9 protein-coding genes are annotated in these 19,653 nt (G+C 71.3%); 8 read left to right on the top strand and 1 reads right to left on the bottom strand.

Going from position 1 to position 19,653, the window contains the following annotated elements:
• Positions 1-70: 70 nt before the first annotated feature.
• The 8 genes from G6N23_RS12990 to G6N23_RS12955 are packed head-to-tail and all read left to right on the top strand — an operon-like array spanning position 71 to position 18,079.
• Positions 71-817 (top strand): thioesterase II family protein, encoded by a 747-nt coding sequence (locus G6N23_RS12990; RefSeq protein ID WP_085259669.1) that lies wholly within the window; start codon positions 71-73, stop codon positions 815-817.
• Entirely contained in the window at positions 810-2,144 is a 1,335-nt protein-coding gene (locus G6N23_RS12985; RefSeq protein WP_085259670.1) for a beta-ketoacyl [acyl carrier protein] synthase domain-containing protein, read from the top strand. The genes G6N23_RS12990 and G6N23_RS12985 overlap by 8 nt, the downstream gene beginning before the upstream one ends.
• Positions 2,138-5,065 carry an SDR family NAD(P)-dependent oxidoreductase gene (locus tag G6N23_RS12980; protein WP_085259671.1) on the top strand — a complete coding sequence of 976 codons (2,928 nt, stop codon included), beginning with the start codon at positions 2,138-2,140 and terminating at the stop codon, positions 5,063-5,065. Before G6N23_RS12985 ends, G6N23_RS12980 begins: the two co-directional genes overlap by 7 nt.
• The gene (locus G6N23_RS12975) at positions 5,058-11,597 is read left to right on the top strand and encodes a non-ribosomal peptide synthetase (protein ID WP_085259672.1); all 6,540 of its coding nucleotides are present in this window, start codon (positions 5,058-5,060) and stop codon (positions 11,595-11,597) included. The genes G6N23_RS12980 and G6N23_RS12975 overlap by 8 nt, the downstream gene beginning before the upstream one ends.
• Complete coding sequence (locus tag G6N23_RS12970) at positions 11,594-15,994, top strand: non-ribosomal peptide synthetase (RefSeq protein ID WP_234808501.1); 4,401 nt, start codon at positions 11,594-11,596, stop codon at positions 15,992-15,994. The genes G6N23_RS12975 and G6N23_RS12970 overlap by 4 nt, the downstream gene beginning before the upstream one ends.
• Positions 15,991-17,298 carry an NADPH-dependent L-lysine N(6)-monooxygenase MbtG gene (gene mbtG, locus G6N23_RS12965; RefSeq protein ID WP_085259674.1) on the top strand — a complete coding sequence of 436 codons (1,308 nt, stop codon included), beginning with the start codon at positions 15,991-15,993 and terminating at the stop codon, positions 17,296-17,298. Before G6N23_RS12970 ends, mbtG begins: the two co-directional genes overlap by 4 nt.
• On the top strand, positions 17,295-17,525 hold the full coding sequence (locus tag G6N23_RS12960; RefSeq protein ID WP_085259675.1) for an MbtH family protein: 231 nt from the start codon (positions 17,295-17,297) through the stop codon (positions 17,523-17,525). The genes mbtG and G6N23_RS12960 overlap by 4 nt, the downstream gene beginning before the upstream one ends.
• A gap of 35 nt (positions 17,526-17,560) precedes the next feature.
• Positions 17,561-18,079, top strand: coding sequence for an MTB12 family secreted protein (locus tag G6N23_RS12955; protein ID WP_085259676.1), 519 nt, complete (start codon positions 17,561-17,563; stop codon positions 18,077-18,079).
• A gap of 22 nt (positions 18,080-18,101) precedes the next feature.
• On the opposite strand, the gene G6N23_RS12950 is transcribed toward G6N23_RS12955, so the two are convergent.
• Complete coding sequence (locus tag G6N23_RS12950; protein ID WP_234808502.1) at positions 18,102-19,637, bottom strand: xylulokinase; 1,536 nt, start codon at positions 19,635-19,637, stop codon at positions 18,102-18,104.
• Positions 19,638-19,653 lie beyond the last annotated feature (16 nt).

Here is a 19,653-nt window from a genome sequence, read left to right as displayed (position 1 = left end):
CCGTCCCGCGAGGGGGGTAACCTAACCCAGGAAAATTAGGGCAGCCTTTACTAACACCGGAGGGGGTCGGATGGCCGTCGACGACACCTCGGCCGTCGCGCGGTTTCCGGCCTGGATGGGCCGCTTTTCCGGGCCCGGTCCGGCGACCCTGGTGTTCCCGCACGCCGGGGGAGCAGCGGTCAACTACCGCCCGCTGGCGCTGGCACTGGCCGCCGGCGCCGACACCTACGTCATGCAGTATCCGCAGCGCGCCGACCGGTTCCGCGAACCGCCCGCCGAGACCCTGCCGGAACTGGCCCGCGGCCTGTTCGACGCAGCGCCCTGGCGCGACCTGGGCCCGCTGCGGCTGTTCGGGCACAGCATGGGCTCGATCGTCGCGTTCGAATTCGCCCGCCTCGCCGAAGAGCGCGGTATCGAGATCCAGCGACTGTGGGCCTCGGCCGCGCCTGCGCCGGGCGTGATTGCTGGGCTGCGCAAGGTGCCCACCGGTGACGCCGACCTGCGTGCCGAGCTAGAGGAACTGGGCGGCACCGACCCGCGCATTCTGGCGGACGAGGAATTCCTGGCCCTGCTGCTCGCCCCGGTGCGCTCGGACTATCAGGCGTTCAACCGCTACCAGTGCCCACCCGAGGCAACCATCCGCGCCGACATCAACGTGCTGGGCGGCCGCTCCGACGGCCGGGTCGGCACCGACCTGCTGGAACGCTGGGCCGAGCACACCACCGGCGCCTGCACGGTGTCGCTGTACGACGGCGGGCATTTCTACCACTACGAGCACATTGACACCCTGGCGAACCGGATCATCGCCGATGCCTGACCGGTGCGAGGATCCGGTCGTCATCGTCGGCCTGGGCGTCGAGGCGCCGGGTGGAATAGACACCGCCGAGCAGTACTGGTCGCTACTGGCCGACGGACGTGAGGCACTGAGCGCCATTCCCGAGGACCGGGACTGGGCGGTGCGTGAACTCATCGACGGATCGCACCGCGACGGCTTCAAACCCATCTGCAACGTCGGTGGATTCCTTTCCGGCGCCGCCGAATTCGACCCCGGATTCTTCGGGATCGCGCCACGCGAAGCCATCGCGATGGACCCCCAGCAGCGGGTCGCCCTGCGGGTGGCCTGGCGCGCGTGTGAGGACGCCGGCATCAACCCCGACGAGCTGACCGGCCATGACGTCGGGGTCTATCTCGGCGCGTCGGTCACCGGATACGGCCCGGATATGGCGCAGTTCTCCGCACACAGCGGTCACCTGCTGCCCGGAACCGCACTGTCGGTGATCTCCGGCCGGGTCGCCTACACCCTCGGGCTGGCCGGCCCGGCCCTGACCGTCGACACCTCCTGTTCGTCGGCGCTCTCGGCGCTGCACCTGGCGATACAGGCGATCCGGACCGGCGACGCCGACATGGCGCTCGCCGGCGGCGTGTGCGTGATGGGCTCACCCGGATTCTTCGTCGAGTTCTCCAAGCAGCACGCCCTGTCCGACGACGGCCACTGCCGGCCCTACAGCGCCGCCGCCACCGGAACGGTATGGGCCGAAGGCGCCGGAATCTTTGTGCTGCAACGCAAGTCAGCGGCCGTGCGCGACCGTCGGCACATCTACGGCGAAGTGTTGTCCAGCCGGCTCAACCAGGACGGTCACACCACCGGCCTGCTCACCCCCAGTGGGCAGGCCCAGCAGCGACTGTTCCGGCACGCCCTGGCCGACGCGGACGTACACCCCGGCCAGGTCGGCATGATCGAGGGCCACGGAACAGGCACCCGGGTCGGTGACCCCGTCGAATTGCGGTCGCTGATCAACGTCTACGGCGCCGACACCGAGCCGGGCGCCGGCCCACGGCTCGGCTCGGTCAAGTCCAACATCGGGCACACCCAGGCCGCGGCCGGGGCGCTCGGCCTGGCCAAGGTGCTGCTGGCCGCCGAACACCAGATGATCCCGCCCACCCTGCACGTGCGCGACGGATGGCACGACGGCATCGACTGGGACGGCGGGGACGGCGGCGGCATCACCCTGGCCGAAACCATCACCGCCTGGCCGGCGCGCGACGGCCACCGGATCGGCTCGGTCTCGGCGTTCGGCATGAGCGGCACCAACGCGCACGTCATCGTCGCCGTCGACGACGCGGAAATGGCGCCGTCGTGCTGAGCACCCACCCGACCGTCCTGCCCGACGGCCGCATCCCGGTCCTGATCTCGGCGCACGCCCGCGACCTGGTGCAGGCCGAGGCCGGCGCACTGGCTCGCTACCTGCACACCCAGCGGCCCGGCGTCGCGGCGGTGGCGCAGACGCTGCGGGCCACCCGCCCGATCCGCAGGTACCGCGCGGTGATCCGGGCCCGCGACACGGGCGAACTGATCAGCGGCCTCGACGCGGTCTACCACGACGTCGACCATCCGCTGGTGGCCCGATCGCATCACCAGGAGGCCGCCCGCACCGCCTTCGTGTTCCCCGGACAGGGCAACCAGTGGCCCGGCATGGGTGCCGACCTACTCGGCATCGCGGCCTACCGTGCCGAGGCGGATCGCTGCGAAGAGGCCTTCCGCCGCGCCGGGCACGCCTCGCCGTCGGCCTACCTGTGCGGCACCGACGACCCGGACCCGGTGGTGGTGCAGGCCGCGCAGTTCACCCACGCCGCGGCGCTGGCCGCCACCTGGCGACATTTCGGCGTCCTGCCCGACATCACCGTCGGCCACAGCCTGGGCGAACTCGCCGCGGCCTACACCGCCGGTGTGGTGGATCTCGACGCCGCGGTGGCGGTGGTGATCGCCCGGGCGGAACTGACCGATGACACCCCGGGGCGATTCGGCATGGCGATGATCGCCCTGGGCCCCGAGGCCGCCGCCGAATTCATCGCCGGAACCCCGGGCTGGGTGGAGCTGTCGGTGGTCAACGGCCCCGAATCGGTGGTCGTCTCCGGCGAATGGGCTGCGGTGCAGCGGATCCTGGAGCGGGCCGACCGCCGCGGGGTGTTCGCCCGGGAGCTGGCGGTGCGCTACCCGGCACACACCAGCGTGCTCGAGCCACTGCGCGACCGCATGTTCGCGCTGCTTCCCGATGCGCAATTCCACAGCGCGCCAGTCGAATTCATTGGCTCGGTGTACGGCGGTCCGGTCCCGCCGGGCAGGACGTTCCGGCAGTACTGGTTCGACAATCTCCGTCAGCAGGTTCGCTTCGATCTGGCCACCGCTGCCGCGGTGGCGCGCGGCGTCACCACGTTCATCGAGATGTCGGCGCACCCCACCCTGCTGGTGCCGCTGGGCGACATCGCCGATGCGGCGCAGCTACTGGCCAGCACCGACCGCGATCACCCGGCCGACGAGGCGCTGGCGGCCAACATCGCAGCCGCGGCGATCGCCGATCCCGGCTATCGCTGGCGGGACTTCGCCGCACCCGATGCAGGCGCACCGCTGCGTCATTTCCCGCACGCCCCGATGCACACCACCAGGCTGTGGGCCGGTGCCGAGCGTTCTCCGCGGCCCGCCGGGGAGCCGGTCGTCATGACCGAACAGTGGGCGCCGATCGACGAACCCACCGACCGGCCCGGCGGAGTCGCCGTCATCGACTACACCGGAGAGTCATCAGAGCTGGCCGCGCGGCTGGTGGCGGGTTTGGACGCCGGTGCGGTCGAGCCGGCGGACGCCGAGCTGCTGGTGCTCATCGCCCCGCCCGCCGACGATGTCGAGATCTCCGTGGCGGCAAGCACGTTCGCCGGTCATGCGGCCGGACAGACGTCGCCGGCACCCGGGCCCACCTGCCGACGGGTGTGGCTGATCACCCGCGGGGCCGAACGGCTCGACGGTGATCCGCCGCCGCGGCCCGGGGCCGCCGCACTGGCGGCGCTGCACCGCAGCACCGGATTCGGCTATCCCGACCAGACGTTCGCACACCTGGACCTGCCGGCCCGGCCCACCACCGCTGACCTCCGGGCCGCGATCGCCGCGCTGGCCCTGACCGACACCGAGGTCGCAGTGCGCGCCGGGCGGCTTTCGGTGCGCCGATTGGTCGAATCTCCCGCCGCGCCGGGTGTGCCAGCGATTCCCGAGACCATCGTGATCAGTGGCGGCACCGGGGCCATCGGGATGGCCTTCGCGGCGTTCTGCGCCGAACGCGGCGCCCGGGACATCATCCTGCTCAGCCGCAGCGGGGCCGCCGGCGCCACTGCGGCCCGGTTGGATGCGCTACGTGCCCGCACCGGAGCGCAGATCAGCGCGATCCGGTGCGACATCACCGACGATGCAGCGCTGGCGGCACTGGTCGACGAGCACCACCCGGCGCCGGCCGGGCTCATGGTGCACACCGCGTCGGCGGAAGCGATCGCCACCGAGCAGATCAGCGGCGGTGCCGTTCGGGATGCCCTCGGCGCCAAAGTGATCGGGCTGGACAACCTGGTACGTCGCTGGCCGCGGCATGCCGATGCACGAGTGCTGGTCTGCTCGTCGGTGCTGGCGCTGTGGGGCGGGTCGGGCCACGGCCTCTACGCGGCGGCCAACCGGATGGCCGACACCCTGGTGACGCAGCTGCGGACATCGGGCCTGAACGCGAACTCGATTCGCTGGGGGCTGTGGCAGAGCGTGGCCGTGGTCAGCGGCGAGGAGAAGAACCGGATCGCCAGGACCGGCCTGACACCGATGCCCCCCGAGGCCGCGATCACCGCCGGACTGCTGGCCGCGCCGAACGACCCGGCGATCCTGGCCGCCGACTTCGACCGGCTGGCCGTGTTCTTCGACAGCCAGGGGGTGGTGTCCCCGTTCGCCGAATCGCTGAGCGGGTCACCGGTGCAACCCGGCGCCGACCGCCAGGCCGGCGACGTGGTGGCCGCCGAACTCGCGACCGTGCTCGGCCTGGATCACCCCGACGACATCGACATGCACCGGGCACTGGTCGACCTGGGCCTGGACTCACTGCTCGCCCTGGACCTACGCAAGCGACTGGGCCGTGCGACCGGTCGGCGGGTGGCGATCGGACCACTGCTGGCCGGAATGACCGGCGCCCAGCTGACGGCGACGCTGCGTGACGACACAGCGCCGGCCGCGGCGACGGAAAGGACTGTTTTCACCCATGACTGACACCGTCGACCAGTCGACCGACGCGACCGAGCTGCGGCTGGAGTTGCTGCGCCGCCGGCTCGCCGAACGCGGGCTGTCCGCAACCGCGCCGGCCACCGAACCGGCCGAGCCCGCTCCGGTGACGATGAGCGATGGGCAGCGCCGGATGTGGTTCGTGCAGGCCCTCGACCCCGACGGCACCGTCGCCAACATCTCGGTCTCCTACCGGCTGACCGGCCCCTTGGAGCCCGCCCGGCTGCGGGCCGCCCTGACCGCGGTGGCCACCCGACATCCGGTGCTACGCACCACCTATGCCGTCGACGACGCCGGCGAACCCCGGCCGGTGATCGGGGATGTCGTACCCGGGTTGGCCGAACATGACCTGACCGACCTCGCCGAGCAGGCACGGGCGCTGCGGCTGGAGGTGCTGGCCCAGCGCGAGTTCGCCACCCCGTTCCGGCTGGAATCGGATGCACCGCTGCGACTCACCCTGATCCGGGTGCGGCCCGACGAACACATCCTGCTGCTGGTGGCCCACCACATCGCCTGGGACGACGCCTCGTGGGCCGTCTTCTTCGCCGACCTGACCGAAGCCTATGAGGCCTCCGAGGTCGGGGCCGGGTCCGAGGTGTTCGCCGCCCGTCCGCCCGTCAGCGCTGTCGCCCGGCCGGCCGGCACCGATGACGACACCGACCTGAACTACTGGCGCACTCTGCTGGCCGATCCGCCGGACCCGCTGGAGCTACCCGGCCCGCGCGGCTCGGCGGTCCCGCTGACATTGCGCGCCGGATTGTGCACCCGGGCGGTGCCTGCCGAGTTGATGGACGGCGTCACCGCGTTGGCGCGCAACAACGGCGCCACGGCCTACATGGTGATCGCCGCGGCGCTGTCCGCGCTGATCCACCGCTACACCGCCACCGACGACTTCCTCATCGCCTCACCGGTTCTCAACCGCACCGCCGGCACCGAGGACGCGATCGGCTACTTCGGCAACACCGTGGTGCTGCGCGCGAAGGTCGACGCCGCTGACCGGTTCAGCGACGTGTTGGCGCGAACGCGCGACACCGCGCTGGGGGCGTTCGCTCACCAGGGCATCAACCTCGACCGGGTGGTCCGCGAACTCAACCCGGACCGGCGGAACGGGGGAGTGGAACGACTCACCCGGCTCAGCGTCGGTTTCCGGGCCGGTGGCGTGCACTCCGGGGGCTTTTGCCCCGACGGGATCGCTTGCGCCCGGGCCGATTACCGCGGCAAGATCGCCCAGTTGCCGTTGGGGATCATGGTCGAGGCCGACGACGACGGTGCGTTGATCGAAGCCGAATACCTGCACGACGTGCTGGACGAAGCACTGGTCGACCAACTGCTGCGGCACCTGGTGCAGCTGCTGGCCGCCGCCGTCGCAGCGCCGGATACCACCGTGAGCGAACTGGACATGCTCGGCGAACAGGACCGTTCCTGGCTGGACGCGGTCTCCCACGGACCGGACTTCGCCGGCGCCCCGACCACGCTGGGCACGCTGGTCGCCGACCGGGCGGCGCGCACCCCCGACTCCATCGCCGTCGTCGACGACCACGGTCGCTACAGCTACGCCGAGATCAACGCCCGGGCCAACCGGATCGCCCACCACCTGATCGCGGCCGGCATCGGCACCGAGGACAAGGTCGCGGTGCTGATGGGCCGCTCGGTCGACCTGGTGGTCACCGCGCTGGGTATCGCCAAGGCCGGCGCCGCCTACGTGCCCGTCGACCCCGAATACCCGCCGGACCGCATCGAGTTCATCCTCGGCGACGCCCGCGCCGCCCAGGTCATACGCGAACCCCTCACGGCCGAGGAGTTGGCCGGCCGACCCGACACCGACCCGACCGACGCCGACCGGGTACGCCCGCTGCGACCGGAGAATCTCGCCTACCTGATCTACACCTCGGGTTCGACCGGGCTGCCCAAGGGGGTGGAGGTGGCCCACGCCCCGATCGCCGAATACCTGATGTGGTTCGGCGAGGAGTACGGCATCGACGACACCGACGTGCTGTTGCAGGTCGCCTCTCCGAGCTTCGACGTCTCGATCGGTGAACTGTTCGGCACCCTGGGAAACGGTGCCCGGCTGGTGATTCCCCGCCCGGACGGGCTGCGTGACATCGGTTACCTGACCGACTTGCTGCAGCGCGAGGGCGTGACCGCCATGCACTTCGTGCCGTCGCTGCTCGGCCTGTTCCTGTCGCTGCCCGGGGCCAACCAGTGGCGCACCCTGCGGCGCATCCCGATCGGCGGCGAACCGTTGCCCGGTGAGCTGGCCGACAAATTCCACGCCACCTTCGACGCGCTGTTGCACAACTTCTACGGTCCCACCGAGACGGTGGTCAACTCCAGTCGCTACAAGGTGGAAGGCACCCAGGGCAACCGGATCGTGCCGATCGGCAGCCCGAACATCAACACCACCATCCGGTTGCTCGACGACGCCCTGCAGCCGGTGCCGGTCGGTGTGATCGGTGAGATCTACATCGGCGGAACGCATCTGGCCCGCGGCTATTTCGACCGGCCCGGCCTGACCGCGGAACGCTTCATCGCCGACCCGTGGGCCGTCGGGCAGCGGATGTACCGCACCGGCGACCTGGCCCGCCGCAACGCCGCCGGCGACCTGGAATTCATCGGCCGCGCCGACGATCAGGTCAAAATCCGCGGCTTCCGCATCGAACTCGGCGAGGTGGCCGCGGCCATCTCGGTGGATCCCAGTGTCGGGCAGTGCGTGGTCGTCGTCTCCGACCTTCCCGCGCTCGGCCGCAGCCTGGTCGCCTACCTGACACCGGCCGGCCAGGGCTCCCCGGAAGACACCGTTGAGATCCCGCGGATCCGGGCCCGGGTGGCCGCCGCGCTGCCGGAATACATGGCCCCGGCGGCCTACGTGGTGGTCGACGACATCCCGATCACCACCCACGGCAAGATCGACCGTGCTGCCCTGCCCGACCCCCAGCCGATCGAGACCGCAGCATACCGGGAACCGGAGACCGACACCGAACACGCGGTGGCGCAGCTGTTCTCGCAGCTGCTCGGCCGCGAGCGGATCGGCGCCGACGACTCGTTCTTCGACCTCGGTGGTCACTCGCTGCTGGCCACCAAGCTGGTGGCGGCGATCCGCGCGCGGTGCGGAGCGGAGATCGGGATCCGTGACATCTTCGAGGCGAGCACGGTGGCCCGGCTGGCCGCCGCGATCGAGCGAGCCCTGGCCGGTGAGAACGGGCCGGGTCGCCCGCCGCTGGTCGCGGTGCCACGATCCGGTCCGCTTCCGGTGTCGGCGTCACAGCTGCGCACCTGGTTCGCCTACCGGCTGGACCCCGACGCCACCGGCGACAACATCCCGCTTTCGGCCCGGCTCACCGGGCCCTGCGACACCGCGGCCCTGACCCTGGCGATCAACGATGTGGTCGCCCGCCACGACAGCCTGCGCACCACCTTCTGTGAGATCGACGGACTGCCGCACCAGATCATCAATCCTCCCACTGCCATGCAGGTGACCGAGCTGAACTGCCCGGCAACCGATCCCGAAGAGGTGGCGCAGTGGACCCGGGCGCGGCTCGACGACCAGCGCGGCACCGGCTTCGACCTGGAGCACGATTGGCCGATCCGGGTGGCGCTGCTGCACCTACCGGGCGATGAGCGGGTGCTGTCGCTGGTGGTGCACCACATCGCCGCCGACCACTGGTCGGTGGAGGTGCTCTTCACCGACCTGCTGATCGCCTACCGGTGCCGGGCGGCCGGCGCCGAACCGTCGTGGGCGCCAACGGCTTTGCAGTATGCAGACTTCGCGCACTGGCAGGGCGAATTGCTGCGCGACGAGTCCGGTCTGATCGACGCGCAGCGCCGCTACTGGATGGAGCAACTGGCCGGCCTGGCCGACGACACCGGACCCCGACCCGACTTCCCGCGCCCGGCCGCCGCGAACGGCTCCGGTGACTCCGTCGCGTTCACCGTCTCCCCGCAGGTGCGGGCCGGTCTGGCGGCGCTGGCGCGCGAGACCGGGGCCACCGAATTCATGGTGGTCCAGGCCGCGGTGGCGGTGCTGCTGCACCTCGCCGGCAGCGGCGACGACATCCCGCTCGGGGTACCGGTCGCCGGCCGCAACGACAACGCACTGGACAACCTGGTCGGATTCTTCGTAAACATCGTGGTGCTGCGAAACCGGTTGTCGGGCAATCCGACCCTGCGTGAGGTGGTGCTACGGGCGCGGGAGGCCGCACTGGGCGCCTACGCGCACGCCGATCTGCCGTTCGACCGGCTGGTGGAGGCGCTCAACCCGGTCCGGACACTGTCGCGCAACCCGCTGTTCCAGGTGGTGGTCCATGTCCGCGACGCTGCGGAGGTCACCCACGTCATCGACAGCAACGGTAACGATGCCGCAGGCGACCTGGTATTCCGCACCGTGATGCCGACGTTCGACGTCGCGCACGCCGACTTGTCGGTGAACCTGTTCGCCACCGCCGGCAACGCCGACGGCCCCGGCTATGACGGCCACCTGATCTACCGCACCGACCTCTACGAGCGCGCCACCGTGCAGCGGCTGGCCGACTGGCTGGGCCGGGTGCTGGAGGCGATGGCCGGTGCGCCTCAGCGCACCCTGCGCGACATCACCCTGGTCGACGACGAGCAGCGCCGGCGGATCCTCGAACGGTGGAGCCGCGGCGCCGACATTGCCGAGGATGATCCGCGCACGATCGCCGAGGTGCTGGCCCCGAGCCGCAGCTTCGGCGGCGTCGCGGTGCGCTGCGCCGGCGCCGAGTTGACCTACCCGCAGCTGCACCACCGCTCCGACCGGCTCGCCGAACTGCTGATCGAGGCCGGCGTGCAGCCCGGAACACTGGTGGGCCTGTCGGTGCGGCGCGACCTGGATCTGGCGGTGGCGCTGGTCGGCATCATGAAGGCCGGCGGCGGCTACTTCCCGCTGGACCCCGGCTATCCGCGTCAGCGCCTGGAGTTCATGGTCGAAGACGTCGCACCGAAGGTGATCGTCGTCAGCGCGGCGACGCGCGGCGCCATGCCGGCCCCCGACGGCGTGACGCTGCTGTGCCTCGACGACGCCGATGTGCAGGCGGAGCTGTCGAAAGACGCCGCGGGCGCCGAACTTCCGGTGCCGCACCCGGATGACCCGATGTATCTGGTGTTCACCTCCGGCTCCACCGGCGTGCCCAAGGGCGTGGTGGGCACCCACCGGTCGATGAGCGCCCGGCTGAACTGGCAACTCGCCCACTACCCGGTAAGCGGAGAGGACATCCGGCTGGCGCAGTCCTCGATGACGTTCCTGGAGGGCGGCATGGAGCTGCTGGCCGGGCTGGCCGCCGGGGCGACGATGATCCTGGCCGACGACAACGAGTTCCGCGACCCCGAGGCGCTGGCCCGGCTGATCGCCGACGAGCAGGTGGCTCAGGTGACCGCGGTCGCCAGCCTGATCTCGGTACTGGTCGACTCCGCACCGGATGCGGTAGGGCGCCTGCGTCGCCTGGTGTGCAGCGGCGAGCCGGTCTCGGCGGACCTGCTGGCCCGGCTGAACCGGGTGCTGGACCCGAAGACCCAGCTGCTCAACAACTTCGGCGCCACCGAGACCTCCGGCGCGGTGGTGCGCGGCGAACTGGAACCGCCCACCCCGAAGCTGGGCCGGCCCACGCCCGGCTCGCAGGCCTACCTGCTCGACGACGCGCTGCAGCCGGTGCCGCCCGGAGTGGTCGGCGAGGTCTACTACGCCGGCCCGCAGGTCGTCCTCGGCTACTGGAAGCGTCCCGCGCTGACCGCGACCCGATTCGTCGCCAACCCGTTCAGTCCCGGTGATCGGCTCTACCGCAGCGGAGACCGCGCCCGCTGGAATGGCGATGGCGTACTGGAGTTCGTCGGCCGCACCGACCATCAGGTCAAGGTGCGCGGCTTCCGGGTGGAGCTGGCCGAGGTGGAGTCGGCGCTGCGGGGCGCACCCGGAGTGGCGGCGGCGGCCGCCCGCACCTGGGAACAGCGCGGCGGCACCACATTGGCCGGCTACGTGGTGCCGGCGGCCGCGGTCGCCGACGCGGCGGAGTTCATCGCGTCGGTGCGTGCCGCGGTGGCCGCCACGCTGCCCGGCTACATGGTCCCGTCGTCGCTGACGGTGCTGGAGACGATGCCGCTGACCGACTCCGGGAAGCTGAACCGGCCGGCGCTGCCACAGCCGGCGGTGGCCACCCGCGGGGAAGCCGACCCACCGGTCACCGCCACCGAAGAGGCCCTGGTGGGCATCTGCACCGAGTTGCTCGGCGTCGAACGGATCGGGCGCAGCGACGGATTCTTCGAACTCGGCGGCGACAGCATCCTTTCGGTGCAACTGGCCGCCCGGGCGCGGGCCGCCGGGCTGGACATCGACCCGCGGATGATCTTCGAGAACCCGACGTTCGCCGACCTCGCCGCGGCCGCCGACACCCGTGCCGCAGCCGGCAGCGGCCCCGACACCGCCGACACGGCGTTCGCACCGATGAGCGTCTCGGGTCTCAGCGGCGAGGCACTGGCCGACCTCACCGCGGCATGGGGCGATTCACCGTGACCGAGGCCTCAACACAGCGCAACCCAGCGTCATCGATCGAGGACGTGCTGGCACTGTCCCCGCTGCAGCAGGGGCTGTTCTCGCTGGCCAAGCTCGCCACTGATGGGTTGGCAGCCGACGACGGGGTGGACGTCTACACCGTGCAATTCGTCATCGACGTCGTCGGCGCCGTCGACGCCGGGCTGCTGCGCCGCAGCGCCGAGGCGATGCTGGCCCGGCACGCCAATCTGCGGGCGTCGTTCTGGGATGTCGACCTGCCGCACCCGGTGCAGATCATCCCCGCGCAGGCCGACCTTCGGTGGCGCGAGATCGATGCCGTCCCAGGTGAATTCGAGGAGATCGCGAACACCGAACGCACCACCAACTTCGATCTGGCCCGCGGGCCCCTGCTGCGCTTTGTGCTGGTCCGCTCCGCCGCCGACCGGCACCGGCTGATCCTCACCGTGCACCACCTGCTGCTCGACGGCTGGTCGATGGCGGTGTTCTTCGACGAACTGGTGGCGATCTACCGGGCCGGCGGCGTCGACCCGCTGCCCGCACCGCGCCCCTACCGTGACTACATCGGCTGGCTGGGCGCCCAGGACACCGATGAAGCCGTCGCCGCCTGGCGCGACTATCTGGCCCCGCTGACCGCCCCGACCATCCTGGCCGACGGCGAGCGGGCCGAATTGGGCAGCGCCATACCGCAGACCCACGAGGTGGCCCTGGGCCCCGACGACACCGCCCGGCTGAGCGAGTGGGCCCGGCGGCACGGCCTGACCCTGAACACGGTGCTGCAGTTCGCCTGGGCGGTGCTGCTCGGCCGGCTCACCGACCGCGACGAGGTGTCGTTCGGTGCGGTGGTCTCCGGGCGGCCCCAGCAGCTCACCGGCGTCGAATCCATGGTCGGGCTGTTCATCAACACCGTCCCGGTGGTCGCATCGACACCGCCGCGGGCCGAGGTGGTCGCGACCTGCCAAGCACTGCAACGTGATACCGCGGCCATGCGCGACCTGGGCTACGTGAGCCTGTCCACGGTGCAGCGGGCCAGCGCCAACGCAGTGTTCGACACCCTGCTGGTGTTCGAGAACGCACCGATCGGTTCGGCGGCAGCCGGCGTGACCACGCCCGACGGAGTGCGCTTCATCCCGGTCACGGTGGAAAGCCTCACCCACTACCCGCTGACGCTGGTCAGCTCCCCGCCCCGCGACGGCCGGCTCACCGTGCTGCTGGAGGCCGTTCCCGACGCGCTGGGGGAACTGTCGGTCCCGGACCTGGGCCGGCGGCTGCTGCAGGTGCTACGCCAGCTGGTCGACCCGGCGCGGCCCCGCATCGCTGACCTGGACGTGCTGCTGCCCGCCGAGCGGGCCCGCCGGGGCCAGCCGGTGGCATCGGTGAACGTACCCGCCGCCTCGGTTCCGGCCCTGTTCGCCGCCGCTGTCGCCGCGAACCCCGACAGCCCGGCGCTCACCGGCGAGGACCGTACCCTGACCTACGCCGAGCTGTACTCCGAAACGGCCCGGCTGGCAGGAGCCCTGGCCGGTCGGGGAATCGGCCAGGAAGACCGGGTCGCGATCGCGCTGCCGCGCTCGCTGGATTCGGTCATCGCGATACTGGCGGTGTTGCAGACCGGCGCGGCCTACGTCCCGATCGATGTCACTTTGCCCAAGACGCGAATCGAATCCATTCTGCGTCAAGCCGATCCGAAGCTGACGCTCACCGCCGAGCTGCTGGCCGAACTGCGTTCCGGCGATGTCGGGCGGGGCCCGACGCCGACGGCGATTCACCCCGACTCCGCCGCCTACGTCATCTTCACCTCCGGCTCCACCGGGGAACCCAAGGGCGTCGTCGGCACCCACCGAGCGCTCGCGTCCTATTTCGCCGACCACGAGCAGCGGATGTACGCACCCGCCGTGGCCCGGCTGGGCCGCAGACTGCGCATCGCGCACGCCTGGTCGTTGAGCTTCGACGCGAGCTGGCAGCCGCTGGTCGGCCTGCTGGGCGGGCAGAGCGTGCACCTGTTCTCGGCCGAGGAGATGCGCGACGCCGAGGCGATCATCGACGGCATCCGCCGGTACCGACTGGACATGATCGACACCTCACCGTCGATGTTCACCCAACTGTTCGACGCCGGCCTGCTCGGTGCGCAGGCCGCCCACCGCCTCAGCGTGCTGGCACTGGGCGGCGAGGCCATCGCAGCGCACACCTGGTTGAAGCTGCGGTCGGTATCGGCGGCGTCGTCGGTCGCCGTGCACAACTGCTACGGGCCCACCGAGGCCACTGTGGAGGCCGTGGTCGCCGACGTCGCCGACACGGACGTTCCGGTGATCGGAGAGGCGGTGCGGGGCATGACCGCTCACGTGCTGGACTCCGGGCTGCGCGGCGTACCCGACGGGGTGGCCGGCGAGCTGTACCTGGCCGGTGCGCAGGTCACCCGCGGATATCTGGGCCGGGCCGGCGCGACCGCCGGCCGCTACGTCGCCGACCCGTTTTCGGTCGGCGGCCGGATGTATCGCACCGGGGACCTGGTCCGGCGCCGCGCAGACGGCCGGCTGATGTATCTGGGACGCGCGGACGACCAGGTCAAGGTCCGTGGCTACCGGGTCGAGATCGCCGAGGTCGAGACCGCGCTGGCCGCGGCGACCGGCGTGACCGCCACCGCGGTGCTGCCCGTGCAGGGACCGACCGGAACCCAACTGGCCGGGTTCGTCACCGGCCCCGGCGTGGACGCCACCCGGGTCCGAGCCGAGATCGGCGCCCGGCTGCCGGCATACCTGGTGCCGGCGCGCATCACCGTGGTGGAGTCGATGCCGTTGACCCCCAACGGAAAACTCGACGCCGAGGCGCTGGTCGCCCTGGCCGGCCCCATCATCGGCAGCGGCGCGGAACCGGCCACCGACACCGAGCGGGCGCTGGTGGAGATCCTGGCCGAGGTCTTCGGGGGCCAAGCAGGCCTGGCAGGCGTGACCCCCGGTGTCGAGACCGATCTCCGTGAGCTGGGCCTGGACAGCATCGTCGCGCTGTCGATGGTCCGCGCAGCACGCCGGCGCGGGCTGCCCATGCGTCCGCGGACCGCTCTGACCTGCAACACGATTCGGGATCTGGCCGCCGCCCTGGACAACGAAGCCGCCGAGGCCGAGCGGGCCGTCGAATCAGCCGCCGACGACGGGCCGATCCCGCTGCTCCCGGCCGGCCGCTGGCTCTACCAGTACGGCAGCCCCCGCCGGCTCGGACAGGTGGAAGCGATTCGCCTTCCGGCCGGCACGGATCCGCAGCGACTGCGGTCTGCGCTGGCCGCGATCGTCGCCGTGCACCCGGTGCTGCACACCCGCCTCGATCCGGCCACGCTGATGCTGCACCCGATCGAACCCGTCGACATCCTGACCGAGATCGCCGTCGACGCCGACGATCTGCAGACGGTCACCGAGCACGGCACCCGGCTCCTGGCCGGCCTGGACCCGCAGGCCGGAGTCCTGCTGCGGGCGCTATGGCTTCGCCCGTCCGCCGGCACCGGGGTGCTGCTGCTGTGCGGGCACGTGCTGGCGCTGGACCCGGTCTCGTGGCAGGTGATCCTGGGCGAGCTGCACGCCGCGCTGGCCGGAGCCGACCCGCTGCCGGAACGCAGCGGCTACCGGCGCTGGGCCACCGCCCTCACCGAGCGCGCACACGCGCTGGACACCGCGGGGTACTGGGCTGCCCAACTGACCGGCGAGGACCCGGAGCTGGGCGCTCGGCGAGTGCGTCCCGACTGCGACCGCGCCGGCGACCTGACGGTCTCGATGGCCGTCGCCGATCCGACGATCACCGCCGCCCTGCTGGCGTCGCAGCTGCCGATGCATGACCTGTTGGTGGCGGCGACGGCGCGCATGGTCACCGCCTGGCGGACCCGGCGCGGGCAGGACGGTGCGGCGCCGCTGCTGGCGCTGGAGACCCACGGACGCGCCGAAGACGCCGTCCCCGGCGTCGACACCGCCGACATCGCCGGACTGCTGACCGCGATCTACCCGCTGCGGGTGCACCATCCCGACCCGGCGGGCGTCGCGCGGGCCCTGGCGCAGATCCCCGGCAGCGGCATCGATTACGGCCTGTTGGCCTACCTGCGCCCCGACACTGCCGTCCAGCTGGCCGCCGGTGCCGGACCGCAGGTGCTGCTGAACTACCTCGGGCGCGTCGACCGGGCCGGGGGCGGGCCGGCCGTGGCACCCGATCTGATCGCCGGCCTGCCGTCGGTGCCCGAACCCGACCAGGCGGTGCGCCACGAGCTGAGCATCTTCGCCGCGGTGGCCGACCTCGGGTCGGGCCCGGCGCTGATGACCCAGTGGCGCACGCTGCCCGACATCCTCGGCGCCGGGCAGATCACCGAACTGCAGGAACTATTCGCCCAAAGCCTGGGCGATCTGGTGGAGGAGCTGCGATGAGCACTCTGGCGGTGGTGGGCGCGGGCGCCAAGGCGGTGGCGGTGGCCGCCAAGGCGGCGGTGCTGCGCGAGATGGGTGTCGAGGCACCCGATGTGGTCGCCGTCGAACGCACCGAGGTGGCCGCCAACTGGCGGGCGACCGGCGGCTGGACTGACGGCGCGCACCGGCTGGGCACCAGCCCGGAGAAGGACGTCGGCTTCCCGTACCGCTCGGCGGTGGTGGCCGGCCGCAACGCCGAGATCGACGAGCGGATGACGCGCTACAGCTGGCAGTCCTACCTGATCGCCACCGGCCAGTTCGCCGAGTGGGTGGACCGGGGCCGGCCGGCCCCCACCCATCTGCGGTGGAGCCAGTACCTGCGCTGGGTCGCCGATGCGGTGCGGCTGCGCGTGATCCCCGGCGAGGTGGACCGGCTGTCGGTCAACGGCGCGGGCTGGTCGTTGCGCACGAGGGAGGCCTCCCGGGAGACCACAGTGACCGCCGAGGCGGTGATGATCACCGGCCCCGGCCAGGCCGAGAAGTCGATCCTGCCCGGCAACCCGCTGGTGCTCTCGATCGCCCAGTTCTGGCACCGGGCCGCCGCCGACCGGATCAGCGCCGAGCGCGTCGCCGTGATCGGCGGCGGTGAGACCGCCGCGTCGATGCTCAACGAGCTGTTCCGGCATCGGGTTTCGACGATCACGGTGATCTCCCCGCAGGTGACGCTGTTCACCCGCGGGGAAGGCTTCTTCGAGAACGCGCTGTTCTCCGACCCGACCGACTGGACCGCGCTGACCCTGTCCGAGCGGCGGGATGCGCTGGCCCGCACCGACCGCGGGGTGTTCTCGGCGCGCGTGCAGGACGCGCTGCTCGCCGACGACCGGATCCGGCATCTACGGGGCCGGGTTGCGCACGCGGTGGCTCGTGACGGCCGAATCCGGTTGACGCTGAGCACGAACCGCGGTGGTGAGAACCTCGAGACCGTGCACGGCTTCGACCTGGTCATCGACGGTTCCGGCGCCGACCCGCTGTGGTTCGTGTCGCTGTTCGGTCAGGACACCCTGGATCTGCTGGAGCTGGGCCTGGGCGGCCCGCTGTCCGGCGACCGGCTGGCCGAGGCGATCGGTCACGACCTGGCCGTCGCCGGTGTCACCCCGAAGCTGTTCCTGCCCAACCTGGCCGGACTGACCCAGGGGCCGGGGTTTCCCAACCTGAGCTGTCTGGGCCTGCTGTCCGACCGGATCCTGGGCACCCGATCGACTACCACCACCGCGGGCAGCGACCTGGTCTCTGTCCGACGGACCGATATCGAGGAGAGCCGATGAGCACCAACCCCTTTGACGACGACAACGGCGCCTTCTACGTGCTGGTCAACGACGAGGACCAGTACAGCCTCTGGCCGACCTTCGCCGATGTTCCGGCCGGGTGGCGAGTGGTCTACGGAGGTGAACAGGGTGCCGCTCGCGCGGCATGTCTGGAGTACGTCGAACAGCATTGGATCGACCTGCGTCCCAAGAGTCTTCGTGATGCCATGGCGGCCGAACAGGGGTAGCCTTTGCGCGGTAACCGTCGTCGGAGGGGTGAACTGTGACCGGAAGACTTCTGCTGAGCGGCGCCGCGGCGCTGGCCGTGATCGGGATGGCATCCGCCGGCCTGGCGTCGGCCGAGCCGGCCGCACCTCCCGACGTCGTTGCCGGCGTGCCGATTCCGCTGGACCCTCCCCCTCCGGTGCCGGAGCCCCAGCCGGCGGCCGGTGCGCCGTTGCCCACCACCGGTGAGGTCTCGGGCATGCTCACCAGGCTCAGCGACGCCGGGATCGGCTACAAGGAGAAGGGCGACCTGGTCGAGAACGGCATCACGGCGCAGGAGGGCCACGGGCTCGACCATGAGCTGCGCAAGGCTTACCGCGACGGGGAACTGCCCTACAACTTCGATGTGCTCAACGTGGTGCCGACCGGCGAGGGCCGGGCACTGTCCAACGTGACGATCACCGGGCCGAAGATGCCTGCCCCGGTGACCGTTCCGCTGCAGCTCGTCGACCAGGGCAGCTGGGTGCTCTCGCGTGACACGGCGACGCAGCTGATGCAGGTCCTCGCCGCGCACTGAGGCCTTCCCGCGCAGCAGCGGGCTAGCGTGCCAGTCGGGCGAACATGCCCTTCTGCGTCTTGTAGAGCCCGGGGAACTCGGCGAAGAGCCGGTCATAGACCGCGCGGTTCGCCGCGATCGGCTCGAAGACGCCGTCGAGCGGGATCAGATCACGCAGCTCATCGCGCTCCAATACCCCCATCCCGATACCGGCGAACAACGCCGCACCGCGCAACTGCGCGTTGAGCGGGTCGGCCACCCGTTCGCAGGTGCGCCCGCACACGTCGGCGATGATCTGGCACCACAGGTCTGAGCGGGCCCCGCCGCCGACGATCCGGATCGGTCCGTCATTGCCGGTGAACCGGTTCACACAGTCGAGCAGCCAGCGGCTGTTGTAGGCCACCCCTTCGAGCACCGCACGCACCAGATCGGCGCGAGTGGTGTCCAGCGACAGATTGTGGAAGCCGCCGCGCGCATTGCGGTCGTCGATGGGGGAGTGTTCGCCTTTGAGCCACGGGGTGAAGATGATCCCGTTCGACCCGGCCGGCGCACCGGCGGCCAGGGCGGTCAGCGCGTCGTAGTCCAGATCGTCGAAGATGTTGTCGCGCAACCATTGCAGCGCCCGGCCGGCGGTGTCCTGATTGTTGACCAGCAGGTAGCTCGACGGGTCGAGGCCCGGCACCGTGGCGAGCTGGTGGAACGCATCGGTCTTCTTGACCGCCACCGGGCAGCTGATCCACGACGTGGTGCTGATGGTCAGGTGCAGCTCGCCCTGCCGCACCGCGCCGGAACCCACCGCCGCGCTGTGCAGGTCCGGGGTGCCGGTGACCACCTGTGCCGCAGGCGAGATGCCGAGTTCGGCGGCGACCGCCGGTGCCACCGGGGAGATGATCGAACCGGTCGGCACCAGCGGCGGCAGTTTCGCCCTGTCGACGCCGGCAAGTCGCACCAGCACGTCGTCGTAGTCGAGCACGGCCAGGTTGCGGTTGTCGGTGAGCCAGGCGCCCATCATCGAGGCCCGCGACGCCGCGGCACGGCCGGTGAAACACATGCTCAGGTAGTCCACCGGCTCCAGGAACCACCGTGCCGCGCCGGACCCCGCCGGGTCGCCGTGTTGCAGATGCAGCATGTGCCCGACCGGGTCGTCGCCGCTCGGAGTCGGGATGCCGCCGTTTCGGCGCAGCCAACTGAGCAGTGCCCGCGGCCGGTAGCCCTGCAGGCGCCCGCCGAACGTCGTGCGGCTGTAGGGGGCCCCGCGGGTGTCCATCCACATCACGCACGGACCCACCGGACGGCCGTCGGCGCCGACCGGGACCGTGCTGGCCCACTGCCCGGTGATGGCGACCCCGGCCACCTGATCGCCGTGCAACCCGCTTTCGGCGAGCCCACGCCGCGTGGCGTCGCGGATGATCGCCCACCACAGACCGGCGTCCTGGGTCGCCGCCCCGCCCGGCCCGTAGTTGGTCGGGACCGCGAAGAGGTCCGACCACAGCACGGTGCCGTCCAGCGCCACGAACCCGACCTTGGGGCCGCCGGTGCCCAGGTCGACGGCCAGGACGACGCGATCCGCGGGGTTCATCCGGCAGCGCTCCTCG

Source organism: Mycolicibacter terrae (genome assembly GCF_010727125.1).
In the GTDB taxonomy this organism is placed as follows: domain Bacteria; phylum Actinomycetota; class Actinomycetes; order Mycobacteriales; family Mycobacteriaceae; genus Mycobacterium; species Mycobacterium terrae.
This window is presented reverse-complemented; position numbering and strand designations above follow the sequence as displayed.